Genomic DNA, 20,558 nt, shown 5'->3' with positions numbered 1-20,558 from the left:
AAGCCGGCCCTGAAACCAGCGCTGAAGCCGGCCCTGCCCCCCGCCTTCGGCTCAGAGGACGGCGGCGGCCAGTTTTCTGGCCTCGTCCGCCCAGCCCGCCAGGAACATCAGGGCCGCGCCGCGTTCCCGGTAACGGCGGGTGGCGTCCACCGGCGGGAGCCGCCGTAGTCGAGCTGCGCCTCCCCCGCCTGCCGCAGCATCAGCGGCGCCAGGAAGTCGTACTTGACCGCCGACGCGCACACGGCCAGCCGCACCAGCCGCTCGTCACCGCGCCACCCCGACTCCCGAAGCCCGCGAAGATAGGCCCCGTAGACGGCCGCGTCCAGCTCGGGCAGCAGGGCGGCGGGCAGGAACAGGTCGAAGACGCTGTCGGGGATGTGATTGCCGACGTCCTCCCCGAGCGCGCCGTCGCCGGTGAACGCCCAGTCCAGCAGCACGCTCTCGCCGCCCGCGTCGATGACGTTGCTCGGCCACAGGTCGAGGTGGCACAGCGCCCTCGGCAGCGACTCCATGACGGCCAGGAACTCCTCGCGGTCGCGGTGCAGCCGGATCAGCTCGCCGCGCAGCTCCGGCGGGAAGTTCGCGGCCACCAGGGGCTGCCGCCAGGCGGCGTCGTCGTCCAGCAGCTCGTACGGGACCCGCCTGGCCTCCAGGTAGTCCCGCAGGAAGGACCGGCTCAGCCACGGCCGTTCCACGGGCGTCGCCGCCCCCTGCGCCAGGCCGAGCTGGTGTCCGAGGCGCGCGTGGCGGGCGACGTCCCACGTGGTGCCCGGCGCTCCCGCGACGTCCTCGGTCCACAGCGCCAGGTCGCCGTCCGGCCGCTCGGCCAGCTCCAGCAGCCGGGGCGCGCGCAGCCCGGTGCCGGCCCAGAGGCCCGGCAGGCCGCTCGCGTACACGTCGGCCTCCCTGCGCCAGTAGTTCCAGTGCCGCGGGTCCTCGGAGTGCTCCCACCCGGCGGGCGCCTCCTTGCGCCTGGTCAGGACCTTGAGCACCGCCGTACGGGAGCCGGCGCGGGCGCGCCAGATGCCTCGGGTGACGGCGTTGTTCGGGTTGTGCGTGAGCGGTTCGAGCACGGCGTCAACCCCGCCGAACACGGTCATGAGCTCTTCTTCCACCCGGGCAGACTAGAACCGCACAACCGCCGTCCGCCCCCTGATAGGGCGGGGCCACGAAAGGGCGGGGTCGTCTTGGTGAATCCGCACGAACACCGGCGAACGGCGATGGCATAGCGTCGCCAAGGAGATGTCCGTGAGAAAGGGTCGGCCGTTGATCGAGGTCAGGGAGCTCCACGAGATACCGGAGCTCGAAGGCGTGCACGCGCTGTTCGACGGCATCTGGCACTTCGGCTCCGGCGACCCGCCCATCACACTGGAGCTGATGCGGGCGCTGGCGCACGCCGGCGGCTACGTGGCCGGGGCGTTCGAGGACGGGCGCATGGTCGGCGCCTCCGTGGGGTTCCTGGCGGCAGGGGGCGCGCTGCACTCCCACGTCACGGGCGCGACGGCCGGGCACGGCATCGGGTTCGAGCTCAAGCAGCACCAGCGGCGCTGGGCCCTGGAGCGCGGCCTGGAGCGCATCACCTGGACCTACGACCCCCTGGTGCGCCGCAACGCGCACTTCAACCTGGCCAAGCTGGGGGCCAGGCCGGTGGAGTACCTGCCGGCCTTCTACGGCGTCATGGAGGACGCGATCAACCAGGGCGACGAGTCGGACCGGCTGCTGGCGTCCTGGCCGCTGAGCGCGCCGCACGTGGAGGCGCTGGCGCGGCGGGAGCCGTACGTGGTGCCGGTCCCCCGCGACGCGGTGGTGGCGCTGGCCGACGAGGGCGGGCGCCCGGTGCAGGGATCCGACGACGCCGACACCGTGCTGGTCGCGGTGCCGGCCGACATCGAGGGGTTGCGCCGGGCCGACCCGGGCATCGGCAAGGCGTGGCGGCACGCCGTGCGCGAGGTGCTGGGGGGCCTGATGGCGCAGGGCCGCCGGGTCACGGGGTTCTGCGGGAAGTCGTACTACGTGTTGGAGAGACGATGAAGTGGGAGAGCAAGTGAAGATCACCGGAGTAGAGCTGCGGCGGATCGCGATGCCGCTGGTGGCGCCGTTCCGCACCTCGTTCGGCACCGAGACCTCCCGTGACATCCTGCTGGTGCGGGTGGTGACGCCCGACGCGGAGGGCTGGGGCGAGTGCGTGGCGATGTCCGGGCCGCTCTACTCCTCCGAGTACGTCGACGGCGCCGCCGAGGTGATCCGCCGTTTCCTGCTGCCGAGGCTGCCGCGGACCCTCGACGCGCAGGACGTCGGCCGCGCCCTCGAACCGATCAAGGGGCACCGCATGGCCAAGGCGGCGGTGGAGACGGCCGTGCTGGACGCGCAGCTGCGGGCGGCGGGCCAGTCGTTCGGCCGCTTCCTCGGCGCGGCCAGGACGCGTGTGCCGTGCGGGGTGTCGGTCGGCATCATGGACTCCGTCCCGCAGCTCCTCGACGCCGTGGCAGGCTTCCTCGACGAGGGCTACGTCCGGATCAAGCTGAAGATCGAGCCCGGCTGGGACGTCGAGCCGGTGCGGGCGGTGCGCGAGCGCTTCGGCGACGACGTGCTGCTCCAGGTGGACGCGAACGCCGCCTACTCCCTCACCGACGCCCGCCACCTGGCCCGGCTCGACCCGTTCGACCTGCTGCTGATCGAGCAGCCGCTGGCCAACGACGACCTGGTCCAGCACGCCAAACTGGCCACGCAACTGCGGACGCCGGTCTGCCTGGACGAGTCGATCGAGTCGGCCGAGCACGCCGCCGCGGCCATCGCGCTCGGGTCGTGCTCGATCATCAACATCAAGCCGGGCCGGATCGGCGGCTACCTGGAGGCTCGGCGCATCCACGACCTGTGCCGGGCCAACGGCGTCGCGGTGTGGTGCGGCGGCATGCTGGAGACCGGCCTGGGCCGGGCGGCCAACGTGGCGCTGGCCGCCCTGCCGGGGTTCACGCTGCCGGGCGACACCTCCGGCTCGCGGCGCTACTACGCCACCGACGTCACCGAGCCGTTCGAGCTGGCGGACGGGCACCTGGAGGTGCCCACGGGGCCGGGGCTGGGCGTCGAGCCGATCCCGGCCGTGCTCGACGAGGTGACGACGGCCACGGAGTGGATCACCCTCTGAGCCTGGGCACCGCGGCCAGCAGGCTGCGGGTGTATTCGTGCGCGGGCTCGCCGACGACCTGTTCGGTGGGCCCGACCTCGACCAGGCGGCCGTGGTGCATGACGGCGACCACGTCGGCGACGTACCTGACCACGGCCAGGTTGTGCGAGATGAACAGCATCGTCAGCCCCAGCTCGTCGCACAGCCCGCGGACCAGGTTGAGCACCGCTCCCTGCACGGACACGTCGAGCGAACTGGTGATCTCGTCGGCGACCAGCAGTCCGGGGTCGCCGCCGAGCGCACGGGCGATGGCCACGCGCTGGCGCTGCCCGCCCGACAGCTCGCGCGGGTAGCGCCCGGCCAGCTCGGCGGGCAGGCGGACGAGGCCGAGCAGCCGCTCCACCTCGCCGGCGCCCGCCCCCTCGGCGATGGTCCTGCCGACGGTCATGCGCGGGTTCAGCGAGGCGTACGGGTCCTGGAAGACCATCTGCACCCGGCGGGCGCCCTCCACGGTGCCGGTGTGGGGCACGAGCCCGCACACGGCCCTGGCCAGCGTCGACTTGCCCGATCCCGACTCGCCGACGAGCCCGACGACGCCGCCGTCGGGGATCTCCAGCGTGACGTCGTCCACCGCGGTGAAGGCGCCGAAGCGCACGCTCAGGTTCTTGATGATCATTTGACCTCCCAGCAGGCGACCCGCTGCTTGGGGCCGTGCGCGACGAGTTCCGGCCGGTCCGACTCGCATCGGGCGGTGGCCAGCGGGCATCGGGGGGCGAACGCGCAGCCGGGGCCGACCTGACCGGGCGCGGGCTGGGTGCCGGCGATGCCCGCCAGCGGCGTGGAGCGGTCGGTGTCCAGATCGGGCAGGGAGGCGATGAGCGCCTTCGTGTACGGGTGCGCGGCCCCGTCCGCCAGCCGGTCGGCGGGCAGTTCCTCGACGACGCGGCCCGCGTACATGACCACGACCCGGTCGCACAGCTCTCCCACGACGGCGATGTCGTGGGAGATGAACAGGGTGGCCGCGCCCGTCTCTTCGACGACCTCGCGCAGCAGCCGCAGGATCTGCCGCTGCACGGTCACGTCGAGCGCGGTCGTGGGCTCGTCGGCGACGATCAGGCGCGGCGTGCCCATGAGGCCCATCGCGATCACGGCGCGCTGCCGCATGCCGCCGGACAGCTCGTGCGGGTGTTGCTTGGCGCGGCGGTCCGGTTCCGGCAGGTGGACGTGGCCGAGCCGGTCCACGGCGCGGCGGCGCGCCTCGGCGCGGTCGGCGCCCTCGTGCACGATGGCCACCTCGGCCAGCTGCCCGCCCACCTTGAGCGCCGGGTTGAGCGCGGCGAGCGGGTCCTGGAAGACCATGGCGAGCGCGGTGCCGAGCTCCTTGTCCGACAGCGTGGCGACGTCCCTGCCGCCCAGGCGGAGCGCCGCGTGCGTGACGGTGCCCGGGTAGGGGACGAGGCCGCCGATGGCGGCGGCGGTCAGGCTCTTGCCGCTGCCGGACTCGCCCACGAGCCCGACGATCTCGCCGGGCGCCACGGTCAGCGAGAGCTGCCGTACGGGGGTGACGCCGCCCGGGAAGGTGACGGTCAGGTCGCGCACCTCCAGCACCGCGCCGGGGTCCGGCTCGCCGGCGTCTTCAGCGGTGGGCGGAGCCGGCGTCTTCTCGCGGGTGACGGACGTCCGCGCGGCGGCCCTGGCCAGGGCGTCGCCGAGCAGGTTGAAGCCGATCCCGGCCAGCGCGACGGCGGCGGCAGGGCCGAGCGCCACCTCCGGCGTGACGTAGATGCGCGGGAAGCCGTCGAACAGCAGCCGGCCCCAGTCGAAGTCGGGCGGCTGCACCCCGAGCCCGAGGAACGACATCCCGGCCAGGCCGAGCAGCGCGCCGCCGAGCGCCTGGGTGAGGTTGAGGATGAGCGGCTCGGCGATGTTGGGCAGCACATGCCTGGTCAGGATGAGGCGGCGGGGCACGCCGAGCATGCGCGCGGCCGAGACGTAGTCGGAGTTCGCGACGGTGGCGGCCAGCGTCTGGGTGAGCCGGGCGAAGCCGGGGGCGATGGCCGCCCCGATGCCGAGCACCGCGCCGCGCGCGCCCAGCCCGGTGACGACCGCGGTGAACATGGCCAGCAGCAGCCCGGGGAAGGCCACCAGGGCGTTGACCGTGCCGGTGGCCAGCCGGGCGGCGCGCCTGGGCAGCACCGAGGGCAGGGTGCCGAGCACGATTCCGGCCGTGGCGCCGATGGCGGTGGCCGCCAGCGCCAGCAGCAGCGAGTAGCGCCCGGCGACCAGGACCCTGGCCAGCAGGTCGCGGCCGAGGTTGTCGGTGCCGAGCGGGTGGCCGGGCGTAGATCCTTGGAGTATCGCGGCGGCGTCGATGCGCACGGCCTCGTCGCCCCAGATGGGCGGGCCCACGACGGCCAGCACGGCCATCGCCGCCACGATGACGGCCCCCGCGGCTCCCGGCGCGTTCCTGCGCGACCAGCCGGTCATCAGGCCTCCTTGATGGCGGACGTGGGGTCGAGCGCTCCGAGCACCAGGTCGACCGCGAGGTTGACGATCAGCACGAGGGCGCCGTAGACGAGGATCACGCCCTGGGCCACCGGATAGTCCTTCTGCGTGATGGACTCGACGATCTTCAGGCCGAGCCCGGGCCAGGCGAAGACGTACTCGACCAGCACGCCGCCCGCGATGAGCGAGGTGAGCAGCAGGCCGCCGACGGTCAGGGTGGCGGTCAGCGTGTTGGGCAGCACGTGCCGCAGGTGCAGCCGGGCGGCGGGCAGCCGTTTGGCGCGGGCCAGCCGCACGTAGTCCTTGCCGAGCTCGCGCAGCGTCTCCACGCGCGAGATGCGGGCGATCATGGCGGCCGGGCCCAGCGACAGGGCCAGGACGGGCAGCACGTACGTGAGCGGCCCCGCCTTGCCCGCCGGTGGGAACCAGCCGAGCGCGATGGCGAAGACGGTCACGAGCGCGATGGCGTACAGGAACTCGGGCACGGCCACGGCGGTGCCGGTGGTGGCGCTGAAGCCGAGCTCGGTGCCGCGGTTGCGGCCGTTCTCGGTGCGGACGGCGGCCCACATCCCGAGCGGCACGGCGAGCAGCAGCGCCACGGCGGTGGCGAGCAGTGCCAGCGACAGGGTGTTGGGCAGACGGCTGACGATCACCTCGCTGACCGGCTCGCCCGTGAGGAACGAGGTGCCGAAGTCGCCCGTCACGACGCCGGTGACGTACGTGAGGAGCTGCTCCGGCAGCGGCCGGTCGAGGCCGAGCGCCGCCCGGCGGGCCTCGACCAGCTCCACGGGAGCGGCCGGGCCCAGGGCGGCGCGGACGGGGTCGCCGGGGATCAGGTGGATCATCGCGAACGACACCACCATGAGCACCCCCAGCGACACCGCGAACCGCACCAGTCGCCGCACGCCGAGACGGCGGGTCATCTAGCCTCCCTGCGTGAGCCGGATCGAGGCGGGCACGAACACCCCGGCGTACTGCTGGTACGTGGCGCCCTTGGTGGCCTGGAGCACGGTCTGCTCGACCACGGGCACCAGGTCGCCCGAGTCGAACAGGGCCGACTCCGCCTGCAGCCACTTCGGGCAGCCCTCGGTGGCCGGGACCCGGCCGGCCTCGGCGACGAGCTTCTCGTACGTCTTGTTCGAAAGGTGCGCGAAGTTGGCGCCCTTGGGGGCGCCGGGGCCGGACAGGAAGCCGATGAGCTGGCTCGGCAGCGTGACTCCGATGGGCAGCCAGACGACGTCCCAGTCCTGGGTGGCGTTGAGCGACTCGGCCAGCTTGGTGTCGATCTGGCCGTTCAGCTTCACCTCGACGCCGACCTTGCGCCAGGCGGCGGCCAGGTACTCGGCGGCGGCCTGGGTCCCGGCGCCCCTGGTGGTGGCGTAGAGGTAGCGCAGGGTGAACCGCTTGCCGTCCTTGACCCGCACGCCGTCGGGGCCGGGCTTCCAGCCCGCCGCGTCGAGCGCGGCCTTGGCGGCGGCCTCGTCGTAGGCCGGCACGTGCCCGGTGACGGAGTCGCCCTGGCAGGGGCGCGGGTGCAGGACGAGACCCGTGGCGGGCTTGCCGGTGCCGCTGGTGGCGATCCCGGCCAGCTCCTTGAGGTTGACGGCCTGGGTGAGCGCCTTACGCACGGCGGGGTCGTGGCCGGGCCGGTCGTCGCCCTGGTGGTAGAAGAACTGGCCGTTCTGGAGCGGTTCGACCGTCTTGCCGATGCCGGGGGCGGCCTCCAGACGGGCGCGGTCGGGGCCGATGACGACGGCGCCGTTCAGGCCGCCGGAGATGAGCAGGTTGGCGGCGGTCTGCTCGTTCGGCATGATCTTCACCACCGCGGTCTCCGGGATGTCCTTACCGGTGCCGCCCTCCTGGCCCCAGGCGTACTCCCTGCGGGCCTTGAAGGTGTAGTGGTCGCCCGGCACCGCCTCGGTGAGCTTGTAGGGGCCGCTGCCCGAGGTGCCGCGCTGCAGCAGCGAGCGGTCCTTGAGACCCGCGCCGCAGACGACGTAGAGCGAGCGGGCGGTCTCCAGGATGAAGCTGAACGGCTCCGGCATCGACAGGGTCACGGTGCCGGCCGCCTCGTCGGCCTCGGCCTTCATGCCGGTGGGCACGATCACGCCGTAGATGGGCGACTTGGTGGCGGGATCGGCGATGTGGTTGACGCTGTCGGCCACGTCGGAGGCTTTGACGGGCGAGCCGTCGGAGCAGGTGGCGTCCTTGCGCATGGTGAAGGTGACCTTGTCGGGCTCGACCGTCCACTTCTCCGCCAGGAGGGGCACGGTCTTGCCGTCCTTGGAGACGCCGACCAGGGTGTCGTAGGCGAGGGACAGCGTGGTGATGGTGACGTTGAGCACGGCCCCAGAAGGGTCGAGCACGCCGGGGTCGGCCGGGAGGGCGTAGGTGAACGTGCCGCCCCCGGCCGGCCCGCCACCCCCTTCGCCACCCCCTTCTGTGCCTCCGCAGGCGGCCGCGAGCAGGGCGAGCGCGGTGAGGGCCGCCGCTATCGGTGTTCTCATGGGCACTCCAGACGAGCGTGGGGGGAGAGCACCACCTTCTCCGCTCACCCCCGGCCCCTTCTTCGTGGCCGGTCACGAAAAAGCCGGGGCCGCTAGTGCTGGCGTCCGAAGATCCTCATCTGCAGCATCACGGTGAGCCTGGCGTCGGGGTCGGCCAGGTCGAGGCCGCTGATCTCGACCAGGCGTTTGAGCCGGTAGCGGAAGGTGTTGGCGTGCACGTGGACGCGGGCGGCCGCCTGGTTGACGTCGCCGAACGCGTCGAGGTAGGCCCCCAGCGTGGCGGCCAGCTCGGTGCCGTGCTCGGCGTCGTGGTCGAGCAGCCGCTGATAGGGGCCTGTGGGCGCCTGGTCCTCGGAAGCGGCCACGTCGGCGACCTGGAGCAGCAGCGACTCGAAGTGCACCTCGGTGTATCCGGCGGCCCGGCCCGCGGTGCCGCCGGCGCGCAGCACGCGCAGGGCGCGGTCGGCGTCGGCCCTGGACCTGGCGACCTGGGCCAGGCTGAGCGCGAGGCGGCCGACGCCGATGTTGGCCGCGTGGCGGGGGCCGACCCTGGCCAGGAAGCTCTCGGCCACGCGTACGGCCCGCGCCTCCTCGTCTCCGCCGGCGGCCAGCGGCAGCACCGCGTACGCGACGGAGCCGACCAGCGCCGCGGCGGCCTTCGGATGGATGGCGGCGACGTGCAGCGCGAGCGCGTCGCAGAAGCGCTGCCTGTCGCTCTCGCCCTGCGCGGGGTCGGCGGGCACGCCCGCGAGCTGGGCGGCCAGCACGCACAGGCGGGTGGTCGCGATGCCGAGCCGGCCGGCCGCCTCGGCCGCGTCGGAGCCGCCGGCGAGGACGGTGGACAGCAGGTCGGCGCGCAGCCGCCGCTGGGTGTCGGCCCCGGCCCGCTCGCGCAGCAGCTGCAGCGCCACGATCTTGGCCGCGTCGGTGAGCGCGCGCTGCCGCTGCGGGCTGAGCGGCTCGTGCACCACCGCCCAGATGGAGCCGAGGATCTCGTCGCCGACCCGCACCGCCATGGCGGCCCGGTTGACGATGTCGTCGTCGTCGAGCTCGATGTGGATCGGCTCGTGGCTCTGGTAGAGGCGTTTGAAGACGCCCTGGGCGTCGAGCTGGCGCAGGTAGCGTTCGGGCACCTGCAGCCCCAGCACGGTCTCGACCCGGCCGGGGTCGGTCTCGTCCTGGCGTCCTGAGAACGCCAGCACCCGCGAGGACCTGTCCTCGATCGTCACGGGCGCGTCCAGCAGCGCGCAGACGGCGTTGGCCAGCGAGAACAGGTCGCCGTAGGCGCCCTCTCCAGGCTCGGCCAGGTCGCCCTCGGCCAGCAGGGAGCGCAGCAGCGCCGCCACCTGGGCCCAGGAGGCGGCACGGGTGAGGCCGAGCACGGCCACGCCGGTCTCCAGCACGGCCGCGCGCACCCGCTCGTCCACGTCCACCGGCAGCTTGACCACCATGCCGGTGGCGTGCGGGGCCCGGGCGAGCAGGGCGCAGATGTCGTCCGCGCCCTGCACGCCGACCGCGAGCAGGATCGCCCCCGAGGGGACGATCAGCTCGTCGAGCGGGTCGTAGATGTGCACCCCCGTCACCTCGGCGTCGAGTGAGCCGGGGGATGCGGCCACGTCGAGCACCGTCGTGCCGAGGTCGTGCAGGATCCGCCCGAGGCTGGCGCGTGGGCGGTTCTTCATCCGGTCACGATAGTCCACGGCGCGGGCGGCCGCCTCAGCCGGTCTTCGGCGTCGCGCGGGCGCCGAGGTGCACGTACGGGGAGCCGTCGGGCAGCTCGTAGAAGACCGCGGACAGCCAGGACGGGTCCTCGGGCGACTTGAGCACGAACGTCGTGTCGTCGACCGGCACGAGCTCGAACTCCTGCGGCTTCTCCAGCGCGGCCAGCGCGCCCGTGGCCTCCAACCGCAACCACGGCCTGCCCTCACGCAGCGACACGTCGAGGATGGCCCCCGCGCGCTCGTAACGGCCCACGTAGCGGGAGGCGTCCACCTCGACCGGCGTCTCGGGCGGGCCCAGCGTGGCCGGCACGGAGAGGCCGTCGAGCTCGGCGAACAGCTCGGTCGCCACCCGGTGGGTGAACGCGCCGGAGTGGCCGCCGTTGACGGTGACGCAGGCGATGGTGCCGGTGCCTGGCACGGCCCAGAGCATCGCGTGCTGGCCGATGGTGTTGCCCCCGTGGGAGATGACCCGCTGGCCGCTCCACTCGTCCACGATCCAGCCCACGCCCCAGTGGCGGCCCAGCGCGTACGGGTTGGGGATGTCCACCTGCGGCTCCCACATGACCTGCGGGTTCTCCAGCAGACCGCCCTCCAGGTGGGCCCTGGCGAAGGCCACCACGTCGGCGGGGCGGGCGCAGATCAGGCCCGCCGGTCCCGCCGAGCGCATGAGCCCCCACACCGGGGCGGGCTCGCCGTCCACGTGGCCCATGGCGGCGCGGAAGCGCAGCACGTCCTCGGGCAGGGTCCAGGTGTGGGTGAGGCCGAGCGGCTCGCAGACGCCCTCGCGCAGCACGTCGTCCCAGCGCTTGCCGGTCAGCTTCTCCAGCACGCGCCCGGCGATGCTGAAGCCGGAGTTGCAGTAGGACTGGGTGACGCCCAGGGGGTGGTTCTGGGCCAGGTCGGCGCAGGCTTCGACGTACTTCTCCACGCAGTCGTCGCCGCGCCCGGTGTCGAGGAACAGGTCGCCGTCGATGCCGCTGGTGTGGGTGAGCAGATGTCTGATCGTCACCTTCTTGGTGACCTCGGCGTCGGCCACCTTGAACTCGGGCAGCACTTCAAGCACCGGCGTGTCGAGGGTGAGCCGGCCCTGCTCGATCTGCTGCATGATCAGGGTGGTGGTGTAGACCTTGGTGACCGAGCCGATCTGGAAGAGCGAGTCGGGGGTGACGTCGACGCCGGTGGCCTTGTTCAGGGTGCCGGCGGCGAACTCGTGCAGTTCTCCCTCGTGCAGGTACGCCAGCGCCGCGCCCGGCACCTCGTACTCGGCGATCAGCTCGGGGAGCCGCTGACCCATTGCTCCAGCCACGCGAGGATCCTTTCGTTGTAGTCATAGCGGTGTGAGGGCCGGCCGTTCAGGATGAACAGGTGGGAGGCCCCCGGGTAGCGCACGAGCCTGACGGGCACCCGCCGCTCGCGCAGCGCGGCGAACCACAGCTCCGACTGGCCGACAGGGCACCGGTCGTCGTTCTCGCCGTGCAGCAGGAGGGTGGGCGCGGTGACCTCGCCCACCCTGGTCGACGGTGACTGGGCGGCCAGGTCGCCCGGGGCCTCCTGGGTCGTGAGCAGGTGGCCCACGTCGGAGGTGCCGCCCACGACGGCCAGGTCGGTGACGGCGCCGCCGGCGATCGCCGCCTTGAACCGGTCGGTGGCGCCGGTCAGCCAGCACGTCATGTAGCCGCCGTAGCTGTAGCCGGTGACGGCCAGCCGCTCGGGGTCGGCGACGCCCTCGGCCACCAGGTCGTCGATCGCGGCCAGGAAGTCCTGGGTGTCGGAAAGGCCCCACGCGCCGACGGCGGCGGTGTAGAACGCCTCGCCGTAGCCGTCGCTGCCGCGCGGGTTGAGCGCCAGCACGGTCCAGCCCCGCGCCGCCAGGGCGTGGTGGTAGAGGTGGAAGCCGTCGAGCACGGGGGCCCAGGCGTTGTGCGGGCCGCCGTGCACGTCCAGCAGCAGCGGGCCAGGGGTGGCGGCGTTCTCGTCGCGCAGGACGAAGCCCTCGACCTCGGTGCCGTCGGGGGCGGTGAACGTGCGCCGGACCGGCGTGTACGGCTCCACGCCGGCCAGGGCATGGCCGGTGAGCCGGCGTGGCTCGCCTCCGTCGGGCGTCAGCACGTAGACCTCGCCCGCGGTACGCGGGTCCGCGGCCACGTACGCGATCCGCCCCGCGGCCACGCTCGCCCCGAACACGCTCACCTCCTCGGACACGAGTCGGCGCCCGGGAGCCAGGTAGAGGTGGGAGCAGCCGCGGTCGCGGACGCAGAACATCAGCTCGTCGCCGAGCAGCGCGGGGGTGGCGCCGGGATAGCCGGGGTAGCCGGTCATGACGTTGCGGTCGAGCCCCGTCTCCACCTCGGCCACGCCGCCGTCGCCGCCGGGGTCCAGCGTGTAGAGCCGGACATGTCCGACGATCTTCCCCTTCAGCCCGGCGATCAGCAGTCTGCCGCCGAGCCACCACGCTCCCGCGCAGACGAGCTCGGGGTCGGTCAGCCGCTCGGGCGTGCCGCCCTCGGGTGGCACCACGTACACCGCGCCGCCGAAGTCCAGGTCGCGGTCGGGCTCCATGTCCGCCACGAACGCCAGGCGGGTGCCGTCCGGCGACCACGACGGCTCTCCGGCGTGGAAGTCGCCCTCGGTGATCTGCGCGGGCTCGCCGGAGTCGACGTCCACCACGAACAGGTGCGTGGTGATGCCGCGCAGCAGCCCTGCCCCGTCGGCCTTGTAGTCGAGCCGGTCGGCCACGACGGGAGCGTTCGGGTCGGGCGCGGCGCCGCCCGGCGCTGTCGGGGCCGCGTAGGCGATGCGGGAGCCGTCCGGCGACCAGCACGCCGCCCCGGCGCCGAGCGCGTTCGAGGTGAGCGCTCTGGGCTCGCCGCCGTCCATGGGCAGCAGGTGGAGCTGCGCCGCGCCGCCGTCGGCGGGGCGCAGGAACGCGAGCGTGCGGCCGTCCGGCGACCAGCGGGGCGAGCTGCCCGTGGCCAGCCGGCGCGGCCGCGCGCCGGTGTCGTCGCAGGAGACGAGCCAGATCTCCGAGCGGTTCTCGTCGGCGTCCCGGTCGACGGTCGTCAGCGTGTACGCGACCGCGCCGCCGTCGGGGCGCAGCGCGGGATCGGACGGGACGGCGAAACGGTGCAGGTCCTCCAAGGCGAGTCGTGGCATATCCGAACCGTAGGCCACCGTTTCGCCCCCTGCTTCGGCGTGCGCGACGAACAGGGCCGCCCCCGTTGTGCTCACCGCCAACCGGGTGCGGGGACGTCCGGGGAGGGGCTCGTGTACAGGAGGTGACGGCCGGTCGGGGAGAATGTGGAGGTCAACGTCAAAAGTGAAGGTCCCGCGCCGATTTCCGCACCACTCGCCCCGCATCTCGCCCCGCGTCTCCCCCGCACCTCCCCTCGTATCTCCCCGAATTTCCCCCGAACGGCGGGCCCGCTCAGGTGGCCCGCGAGAATGGATGGTCAGCCATGGTCGGCAAGCCGGAACGCCACGTCGCCGTGTTCGGCGCCGGATACATCGGTCTGGTGACCGGCGCCTGCCTGGCCGAGCTCGGCCACCGGGTGGTCGTCCGCGACATCGACCCGGAGAAGGTCGCGCTGCTGCGCGCCGGCGACGTGCCCATCTACGAGCCGGGCCTGGGCGACCTGATCGCCAGGAACAAGGAGCGCCTGACCTTCACCCTCGACCTGGCCGAGACGCTCGACGGCGCCGAGATCGCCTACGTGTGCGTGGACACCCCGCCCTCGCCGTCCGGCGACGCGGACCTGTCCCGGCTGTGGACGGTGGTGAAGTCGCTGGAGGGCGCGGCGCACCTCAAGGCCGTCGTGGTGAAGTCCACCGTCCCGGTGGGCACGGGCGCGCGCGTACGGGCCGCGCTCGACGCGGCGGGCCTGGCGCACGTCGGCTACGCCGCCAACCCCGAGTTCACCGCAGAGGGCCGGGCGGTCACCGACTTCCTGCGTCCCGATCGCATCGTCATCGGCTCGGCCGACGAGGCCACCGCCGCCCTGATCGCCGAGCTGCACGAGGGGGTCGAAGGCCCGGTCGTGGTGATGGACGTGCGCTCGGCCGAGATGGTCAAGCTGGCCTCCAACGCGCTGCTCGCCACGAAGATCAGCTTCATCAACGAGATCGCCACCCTGTGCGAGAAGACCGGCGCCGACGTCGAGGAGGTCGCCCGCGCTGTCGGCCTCGACCACCGCCTCGGCCCCCACTTCCTGCGTCCCGGCATCGGCTGGGGCGGCTCCTGCTTCCCCAAGGACTCCGAGGCGCTGCGCCAGCTCGCCAGCAACACCGGCTACCACCTGCAGCTCCTGTCGGCCGTCATCGACGTCAACAACCTGCAGAAGCGCCGCGCCGTGCAGAAACTCCACGACGAGCTGGGCACGCTGGCGGGCATGCGGGTGGCGCTGCTCGGGCTGACGTTCAAGCCCGGCACCGACGACATGCGCGAGGCGCCCAGCACGGTGCTGGCCGCCCGGCTGCTGGCCGAGGGCGCCGAGGTGCGCTGCTGGGACCCGATGGCCCGCCCGGCCGCCGTGGAGCCGTGGAGCTCGACGACCCGGCACCCGACGCCGGAGCTGGCCCTGGAGGGGGCCGACGCGGCGATCGTGGTCACCGAGTGGCCGCAGCTGAAGGAGGTCGACTGGGCGGGCGCGGCGTCGGTGATGCGCCGGCCGGTCCTCTACGACGGCCGCAACCTGTTCGATCCGGCGGCGATGCGGGAGCTCGGCTACACGTACATGAGCGTCGGAAGGCCCTGATCCGGCTGCTGGAATAAACCGTTGCGGCCCGGTGCTGAAGGCCGCACTATGTTCCTCATGTTCCAGCACGCTCACCTCGCGACGCCCGCACTGCCGGGCGCGCTCGGGCGTGCCTGCGACGGCCTGGAGCGCTGACCTCTTCCCGTACGTCCACGTGACCCGGCGGGGAGAGGTTGACCGGCCCTTCACACGGGTCACGCCGACACTCCAGGTCCTGAGGGAAGGAACCATGGCCAAGCAGGCCTACGTACGCAACAAGCCGCATCTCAACATCGGCACCATGGGCCACGTCGACCACGGCAAGACGACGCTGACCGCCGCCATCACGAAGGTGCTGGCCGCGCGCGGGCAGGCCACGTACACCCCGTTCGAGCGGATCGACCGCACCCCGGAGGAGGCCTCCAGGGGGATCACGATCAACATCTCGCACGTCGAGTACGAGACCGCCACCAGGCACTACGCCCACGTGGACATGCCGGGCCACGCCGACTACGTGAAGAACATGATCACGGGGGCGGCGCAGCTCGACGGCGCGATCCTCGTCGTGTCCGCGCACGACGGCATCATGCCGCAGACCAGGGAGCACGTGCTGCTCGCCAAGCGGGTCGGCGTCGAGCACCTGGTCGTGGCCGTCAACAAGGCCGACGGCGCCGACCCGGAGCTGATCGACCTGGTCGAGCTGGAGCTGCAGGAGCTGCTCGCCGAGCACGGCTACCGCGACGTCCCGATGGTCCGAGTGTCCGGGCTGCGGGCTCTCGAGGGCGACCCCGTCTGGACGGCGTCGATCGACGAGCTGCTGCGCGCGGTGGACGAGCACATCCCCGTGCCCGTGCGGTACGTGGACGCGCCGTTCCTGATGCCGGTCGAGAACGTGCTGACGGTCACCGGCCGCGGCACGGTCGTCACCGGCGCCATCGAGCGCGGCACGGTCCGGGTCGGCGACACGGTCGAGGCGGTCGGGTTCGGCGACGGGTTCTCCGCCGTCGTGACGGGCGTCGAGACGTTCGGCAAGACGATGGAGCGGGGCGAGGCCGGCGACAACACCGCCGTGCTGCTGCGCGGGGTCCGCAGGGACCAGGTGCGCAGGGGCATGGTGCTGGCCGCGCCCGGCAGCCAGCGGGCCCTCGGCTCGTTCACCGCCCGCGTCTACCTCCTCACGCCGGAGGAGGGCGGGCGGCGGCGGCCGATCGCGTCCGGTTACCGGCCGCAGTTCTACCTGCGCACGACGGACGTGCCCGGTGAGCTCGTCCTGCCCGCCGACAGCCTCGCCCGTCCGGGCGAGACGGTGGAGGTGGCGGTCGAGCTGGGCAAAGCGGTGGCGCTGGAGGCGGGGCTCGGCTTCGCGATCCGCGAGGGCGGCCTCACGGTCGGCGCCGGCACCGTCCTCAGCGCTCCGGCTGAGATCGTCCGGCCCTCCGCTCCGGCGGAGGTCGCCTGACACCCCCGGCGGAGGTCGCCTGACCTCCGCCAGGGCAGGTCATCCACCCGCCAACGGCCGGGTCCCGTCCTTCGGGACCCGGCCGCTTCATGTCCGGCGCGGGCCCGGCCTGTCACGGCGCAAGCCGCGCCGTGCGGCGCGGGCCTGCTGTGTGGCGTGGGCCTGGGCCCTGCCCTTTGCGACCCGCTGGTTCCTTCCGTTCCGTGCGGGGGGCCGGGCGTTCAGGCCCGGTCGAAGCGGAGGCGGAGGGTGGTGCGGCGGGCCATCAGGTCGTAGGCGGGCAGCGGGCGCGGGCCGCAGGTGGCCGTGCCGATGCCCTGGTGGGCGAGGTCGAGGTGGAGGTGGAGCCGGTCCCCCGCCACCAGGTCGGGCCGGTGCCGAGCGGCGGCCAGCTCGGCGGCGCTCCAGCGGCGCGCGGTCAGCCCGAACATGGGCTCGCCGGACACCCGGATCCCGCCGAGCTCGGCCCACCGCACGTCGGCGCGGTGCCCGTTCTCCTGCGGGCGGACGTACGGCGTCTGCAGCTCCTCGACCGTGGCCGACCATCGGCCGACCCGGGCCGACATGCCCGTGTCCGGGTACGCCTCCCCCGGCCCCGGCCCGAACCACGTCACCCGGTCCACCGCGGCGCCGGGCAGCGTCATCGTCACCCCGATCCGCGCGACCGGGTCGCGCCAGGCGCCTTCCGGCTCGATGTCGAGGACGAGCCGCAGGCCGCCGTCGAACGTCCACCGGTACGTGGCCAGCATGCCCAGATTCGTGGCCGCCGGGGCGACCCGGGTGCGCACGGTCAGCTCCTCGCCCACGGTGATCTCGTCCACCCGGTGGGTGAGCCGGTGCAGGCCGAGACGGTGCCATTTGTCCGCCAGGCCGTCGGCCCGGTCGTTGTCGGTCGGGGCCCGCCACAGGTCGAGCCTGGGCCCCTCCACGTCCGTCCCGAAGAGGCGAATGAGCCGCCCGGTGGCCGCGTCGAACGCGGAGTCGCCCGCGATCACCTCGTCCCGGGCGCCCGCGCCGCCGCCGTACCGGAGTCCGACGCCGTCACGCGGCCCGTCGCCGGCTTCCACTCCGTCGGCCGGCACTCCATCGGCCGGCACAGTGGCGGCCGGCACAGTGGCGGCCGGCACGGCGTCGGCCGGTTCAGTGGCCTCCGACGCGGTGGCGGTGCGGGTGAAGGCGGTGAGGAGGTCGTTCGGGGCGGGATCGTGCAGGGTCAGCAGCGCCTGTCCCCAGGCCACCTCGTGCCCGGCCGGCGCCCACGGCTCGTCCGCGGCCAGCTCGGCGCGTACGGTCAGCCACCGCTCGCCGCCGGGCCTGTCCGGGAAGCCGGGCAGCTTGCACTCGCCGCCCTGCGCGGGCACGTCGAGGCGGTGCTCGGCGACCGTCTCCCCCTCGACCTGCACGGTGGCCACAAACCGCAGATGGGACAGATCGGTGAAACCGTGACCGTTGACGACCCGCACGACCCCGTCGCCGAACTCGAACGTGACCGGTTCGAACACCTTCTTCAGGTCGATCAGCCCGGGGGACGGCGTCCGGTCGGGGAACACGAGCCCGTCGATGACGAAGTTCCCGTCGTGCACGGGCTCGCCGTAGTCGCCGCCGTAGGCGTACCCGTGCTCGGGATGCGTCAGCCCGTGGTCGATCCACTCCCAGACGAACCCGCCGGCCAGCCGCGGATAGCGTTCGAACAGCTCCTGGTACTCGGCCAAGCCGCCGGGCCCGTTGCCCATGGCGTGGGCGTACTCGCACTGCAGGAACGGCATTTGCCGCCGCCGCGCGTCCAGCTCGGGATCGTCGAGCGGGTCCTCCTCGCGCCGGCCGATGGCCTCGACCTCGGCGTGGGAGGCGTACATGCGGGAGTAGACGTCGGTGTGGGCGCACGTCCAGTCGCCCTCGTAGTGCAGCGGCCTGGACGGGTCGCGCTCGCGCGTCCAGTCCGCCATGACGGCCAGGTTGCGGCCGACGCCGGCCTCGTTGCCGAGCGACCACATGATGACGCTGGGGTGGTTCTTGTCGCGTTCGACCATCCGGCGCATGCGGTCGAGCAGGGCGTCCTTGTAGCGGGGGTCGTCGGTGGGGTTGCCGCGCCAGCCGAACCCGCCGAAGCCGTGCGTCTCCAGGTCGCACTCGTCGATCACCCACAGGCCCAGCTCGTCGCACAGGTCGAGGAAGTCGGGGTGCGGCGGGTAGTGGCTGGTCCTGACCGCGTTGACGTTGTGCCGCTTCATCAGCAGCACGTCCTCGCGCATCGTCTCGTACGGCACTGCGCGCCCGTGCTCCGGATGGAACTCGTGCCGGTTGACGCCCTTGAGCAGCAGCGGCCGGCCGTTGGCCAGGAGCACGCCGTCCTCGATGGAGATGGTGCGGAAGCCGACGCGCAGCCGTACGGTCTCGCCGGGGCAGGTCACCACGGCGTCGTACAGGTGCGGGGTCTCGGCCGTCCACGGGCGGACGTCGAGGGTGATCTCGGTGCCCGGTTCGAGGTTCTCGACGCCGAGTTCGGGGACGCTCAGCGTGCCGGGGCCGTCGAAGCTCAGCGTGCCGCGCCCGTCCTGGTAGGACGCGCGCACGAAGACGTCTGCGGCCGAGCGGGTGAGCGTGACGTCGCGGAAGATGCCGGGCAGCCACCACATGTCCTGGTCCTCCAGGTACGTGGCGGCCGACCACTGGTGCACGCGCACGGCCAGCACGTTGCGGCCTGGACGCAGGTACGGGCCGGCGTCGTACTCGACGGGCAGCCGGCTGCCGGTCGAGAAGCCCAGTTCGTGGCCGTTGAGCCAGACGCGGGCGAAGGACTCCGCGCCCTCGAACCGCAGCCGCCCGCCGGTCCAGCCCTCGGGCAGGTCGAAGGCGCGGCGGTAGTCGCCCGTGGGGTTCTCGTCGGGGACCCGCGGCGGGTCCACGGGGATCGGGTAGACGACGTTGGTGTAGGCGGGCGCGCCGTGACCGTGCAGGACCCAGTGGGACGGCACGGGGAGGTCGTCCCAGCCCGAGTCGTCGTAGTCGGGCCCGGCGAAGTCCTCGGGGACGTTCGCGGTCGGCGACAGGCGGAAGCGCCACGTCCCGTTGAGATCGAGGGAAGGGGCGTCTGTACGGAAGGCTGCCCGGGGTTCGAGGCGGCCCGAACCGGGGAAGAAAGTTTCGAGGTCCATCACGGCCGAGCCTAGAGGTTCGACCTGGTTTCGTCAGCGTTGAGGTCTTCGTCCGTAACGGATCATCCCTCGAACGGGCCCGCGGCCCGGCTGGTCCGGCCCCCGGAGGACGACACGCCCCCGGCATCCGACGACGGCCTACGCGCACCCGACGTGCCCGACGTGCCCGGCGACGGGCCGCCAACGGCCGGTGGCGAGGCGGCGAGGTAGCCGGCCAGCAGGGCCTCGGCGACCGCGCCCACGGCGTCGTCGTCCGGCAGGAACCCGGGGCTGTGCAGGCCGGCCGCGGTGTCCACGCCCACGAACATCATCAGCGACGGCGCCACCTCGCCGTAACGCGCGAAGTCGTCGGCCCCGCACGAGCGCAGTTCGTCGTCCACCGTCCACCCCTGCTCCCGCAGCCGCTCCCCCGCCCGCACCGCCAAGGCCCGGTCGTTGACCAGGATCGGCTCGCCGGGCAGGATCTCGACCTCGGCCACGCACCCGTACGCGCGCGCGGTGTCCTCCACCACCTGGGCGAACCGCTCGTGCAGCCGCTCGCGCCACTTGCGGGACATCGTCCGCAGCGTGCCCCTGGCCACCGCCTCGCCGGGGACCGCGTTGGGCGTGCTGCCCGCGTTCACCGTCCCGAACGTGACCACGGTCGGCACCATCGGGTCGGCGACCCTGCTGACCAGCTGCTGCGCCGCCACGATCACCTGCGCCATGGCCAGCACCGGGTCTCGGATCAGATGCGGGTAGGCGGCGTGGCCCTCGGCTCCCCTGACGGTCACCCTGAACTCGTCGGCCGAGGCGTTCACCGGCCCGGGCGCACAGGCGATCGTGCCCCCGGCCAGCACCGGCTGCACGTGAGCGCCGATCATGGCATGCACCCGGTGCCGCCCGAGCACCCCGGACGCGACGACGTCGAGCGCCCCTGAGGGAAAGGTCTCCTCCCGCGGCTGCAACACGACCAGCAACGGCGCGAGGGTATGTGCACCGCGGGGCTGTGCCTCGCGGGCGCCGGTCGCGGCGACGGCGCGGGCCAGGGCGACGACGGCGGCGAGGTGGACGTCGTGGCCGCAGGCGTGCATGGCGCCGTTGACCGAGGCCCACCGCACGCCCGTCTGCTCGGCGATGGGCAGCGCGTCCAGTTCGCCGCGCATCCCCACCGCCGGCCCCGCCCCACCGATCCGCAGCACCGCGCCCGTGCCCGCCACGTGCTCCACGGCTCCTTCCGGCAGCGCGTCGAGCACCCGCTTGAGCGTGGGCTCCTCCTGGCCCGACACCCTGGGCAGGGCGTGCAGCTCGCGTCGCAACGCCGCCGCGGCGGGCAGCTCCCGGCTCAGCGCCTCCCGCAACGCCACCCGTAGCGCCG

Annotated in this window: 14 protein-coding genes; 4 read left to right on the top strand and 10 right to left on the bottom strand. The window is 73.2% G+C overall.

Annotation, left to right across the window (positions count from 1 at the left end; translation table 11 throughout):
• Positions 1-107: 107 nt before the first annotated feature.
• On the bottom strand, positions 108-1,115 hold the full coding sequence (locus tag AB0C28_RS07620) for a hypothetical protein (protein WP_358073597.1): 1,008 nt from the start codon (positions 1,113-1,115) through the stop codon (positions 108-110).
• Between the two features lie 133 nt (positions 1,116-1,248).
• Between AB0C28_RS07620 and AB0C28_RS07615 the strand changes: the two genes are divergently transcribed.
• Positions 1,249-2,031: a GNAT family N-acetyltransferase gene (locus AB0C28_RS07615; RefSeq protein ID WP_357841888.1), complete on the top strand. Its 783-nt coding sequence runs from the start codon at positions 1,249-1,251 to the stop codon at positions 2,029-2,031.
• Positions 2,032-2,044: 13 nt separating this feature from the next.
• Positions 2,045-3,145 carry an o-succinylbenzoate synthase gene (menC, locus tag AB0C28_RS07610; RefSeq protein WP_357841885.1) on the top strand — a complete coding sequence of 367 codons (1,101 nt, stop codon included), beginning with the start codon at positions 2,045-2,047 and terminating at the stop codon, positions 3,143-3,145.
• Here menC and AB0C28_RS07605 read toward each other — a convergent pair.
• From AB0C28_RS07605 to AB0C28_RS07575, 7 genes are all read right to left on the bottom strand, one after another.
• Complete coding sequence (locus AB0C28_RS07605) at positions 3,135-3,800, bottom strand: ATP-binding cassette domain-containing protein (protein WP_357841882.1); 666 nt, start codon at positions 3,798-3,800, stop codon at positions 3,135-3,137. The genes menC and AB0C28_RS07605 overlap by 11 nt on opposite strands.
• Positions 3,797-5,611 (bottom strand): dipeptide/oligopeptide/nickel ABC transporter permease/ATP-binding protein, encoded by a 1,815-nt coding sequence (locus tag AB0C28_RS07600; protein ID WP_357841879.1) that lies wholly within the window; start codon positions 5,609-5,611, stop codon positions 3,797-3,799. The genes AB0C28_RS07605 and AB0C28_RS07600 overlap by 4 nt, the downstream gene beginning before the upstream one ends.
• Positions 5,611-6,552 carry an ABC transporter permease gene (locus AB0C28_RS07595; protein ID WP_357841876.1) on the bottom strand — a complete coding sequence of 314 codons (942 nt, stop codon included), beginning with the start codon at positions 6,550-6,552 and terminating at the stop codon, positions 5,611-5,613. Before AB0C28_RS07595 ends, AB0C28_RS07600 begins: the two co-directional genes overlap by 1 nt.
• Positions 6,553-8,136 carry an ABC transporter substrate-binding protein gene (locus tag AB0C28_RS07590; protein ID WP_357841873.1) on the bottom strand — a complete coding sequence of 528 codons (1,584 nt, stop codon included), beginning with the start codon at positions 8,134-8,136 and terminating at the stop codon, positions 6,553-6,555.
• 92 nt (positions 8,137-8,228) lie between these two features.
• Positions 8,229-9,818 carry a helix-turn-helix domain-containing protein gene (locus tag AB0C28_RS07585; RefSeq protein WP_358073396.1) on the bottom strand — a complete coding sequence of 530 codons (1,590 nt, stop codon included), beginning with the start codon at positions 9,816-9,818 and terminating at the stop codon, positions 8,229-8,231.
• Positions 9,819-9,852: 34 nt separating this feature from the next.
• Entirely contained in the window at positions 9,853-11,163 is a 1,311-nt protein-coding gene (locus AB0C28_RS07580; protein WP_357841867.1) for a serine hydrolase, read from the bottom strand.
• Positions 11,127-13,010: a S9 family peptidase gene (locus AB0C28_RS07575; RefSeq protein ID WP_358073395.1), complete on the bottom strand. Its 1,884-nt coding sequence runs from the start codon at positions 13,008-13,010 to the stop codon at positions 11,127-11,129. The genes AB0C28_RS07580 and AB0C28_RS07575 overlap by 37 nt, the downstream gene beginning before the upstream one ends.
• A gap of 302 nt (positions 13,011-13,312) precedes the next feature.
• Here AB0C28_RS07575 and AB0C28_RS07570 point away from each other — a divergent pair, with 302 nt between their 5' ends.
• Together AB0C28_RS07570 and tuf are read left to right on the top strand one after the other, a co-directional pair.
• Positions 13,313-14,608: a UDP-glucose/GDP-mannose dehydrogenase family protein gene (locus tag AB0C28_RS07570; RefSeq protein ID WP_357841862.1), complete on the top strand. Its 1,296-nt coding sequence runs from the start codon at positions 13,313-13,315 to the stop codon at positions 14,606-14,608.
• 229 nt (positions 14,609-14,837) lie between these two features.
• Positions 14,838-16,046, top strand: a complete 1,209-nt coding sequence (gene tuf, locus AB0C28_RS07565) for an elongation factor Tu (RefSeq protein ID WP_357841859.1) — start codon at positions 14,838-14,840, stop codon at positions 16,044-16,046.
• Positions 16,047-16,267: 221 nt separating this feature from the next.
• On the opposite strand, the gene AB0C28_RS07560 is transcribed toward tuf, so the two are convergent.
• Entirely contained in the window at positions 16,268-19,201 is a 2,934-nt protein-coding gene (locus AB0C28_RS07560) for a glycoside hydrolase family 2 TIM barrel-domain containing protein (protein ID WP_358073394.1), read from the bottom strand.
• A gap of 62 nt (positions 19,202-19,263) precedes the next feature.
• Complete coding sequence (locus AB0C28_RS07555) at positions 19,264-20,547, bottom strand: M20 family metallopeptidase (protein WP_358073393.1); 1,284 nt, start codon at positions 20,545-20,547, stop codon at positions 19,264-19,266.
• Positions 20,548-20,558: the final 11 nt, after the last annotated feature.

It is taken from the genome of Nonomuraea sp. NPDC048892 (genome assembly GCF_040649735.1).
GTDB classification, from domain to species: domain Bacteria; phylum Actinomycetota; class Actinomycetes; order Streptosporangiales; family Streptosporangiaceae; genus Nonomuraea; species Nonomuraea maheshkhaliensis.
The sequence above is the reverse complement of the archived record's forward strand: the minus strand, read 5'-3'. Positions and strand labels throughout refer to the sequence as shown.

Excerpts from the sequence above, each read along its gene's own strand:
- AB0C28_RS07600 (WP_357841879.1), bottom strand. The coding sequence starts at position 5,611 with ATGACCGGCTGGTCGCGCAGGAACGCGCCGGGAGCCGCGGGGGCCGTC.
- tuf (WP_357841859.1), top strand. The coding sequence starts at position 14,838 with ATGGCCAAGCAGGCCTACGTACGCAACAAGCCGCATCTCAACATCGGC.
- AB0C28_RS07595 (WP_357841876.1), bottom strand. The coding sequence starts at position 6,552 with ATGACCCGCCGTCTCGGCGTGCGGCGACTGGTGCGGTTCGCGGTGTCG.
- AB0C28_RS07560 (WP_358073394.1), bottom strand. The coding sequence starts at position 19,201 with ATGGACCTCGAAACTTTCTTCCCCGGTTCGGGCCGCCTCGAACCCCGG.
- AB0C28_RS07570 (WP_357841862.1), top strand. The coding sequence starts at position 13,313 with ATGGTCGGCAAGCCGGAACGCCACGTCGCCGTGTTCGGCGCCGGATAC.
- AB0C28_RS07585 (WP_358073396.1), bottom strand. The coding sequence starts at position 9,818 with ATGAAGAACCGCCCACGCGCCAGCCTCGGGCGGATCCTGCACGACCTC.
- AB0C28_RS07590 (WP_357841873.1), bottom strand. The coding sequence starts at position 8,136 with ATGAGAACACCGATAGCGGCGGCCCTCACCGCGCTCGCCCTGCTCGCG.
- AB0C28_RS07605 (WP_357841882.1), bottom strand. The coding sequence starts at position 3,800 with ATGATCATCAAGAACCTGAGCGTGCGCTTCGGCGCCTTCACCGCGGTG.
- AB0C28_RS07575 (WP_358073395.1), bottom strand. The coding sequence starts at position 13,010 with ATGCCACGACTCGCCTTGGAGGACCTGCACCGTTTCGCCGTCCCGTCC.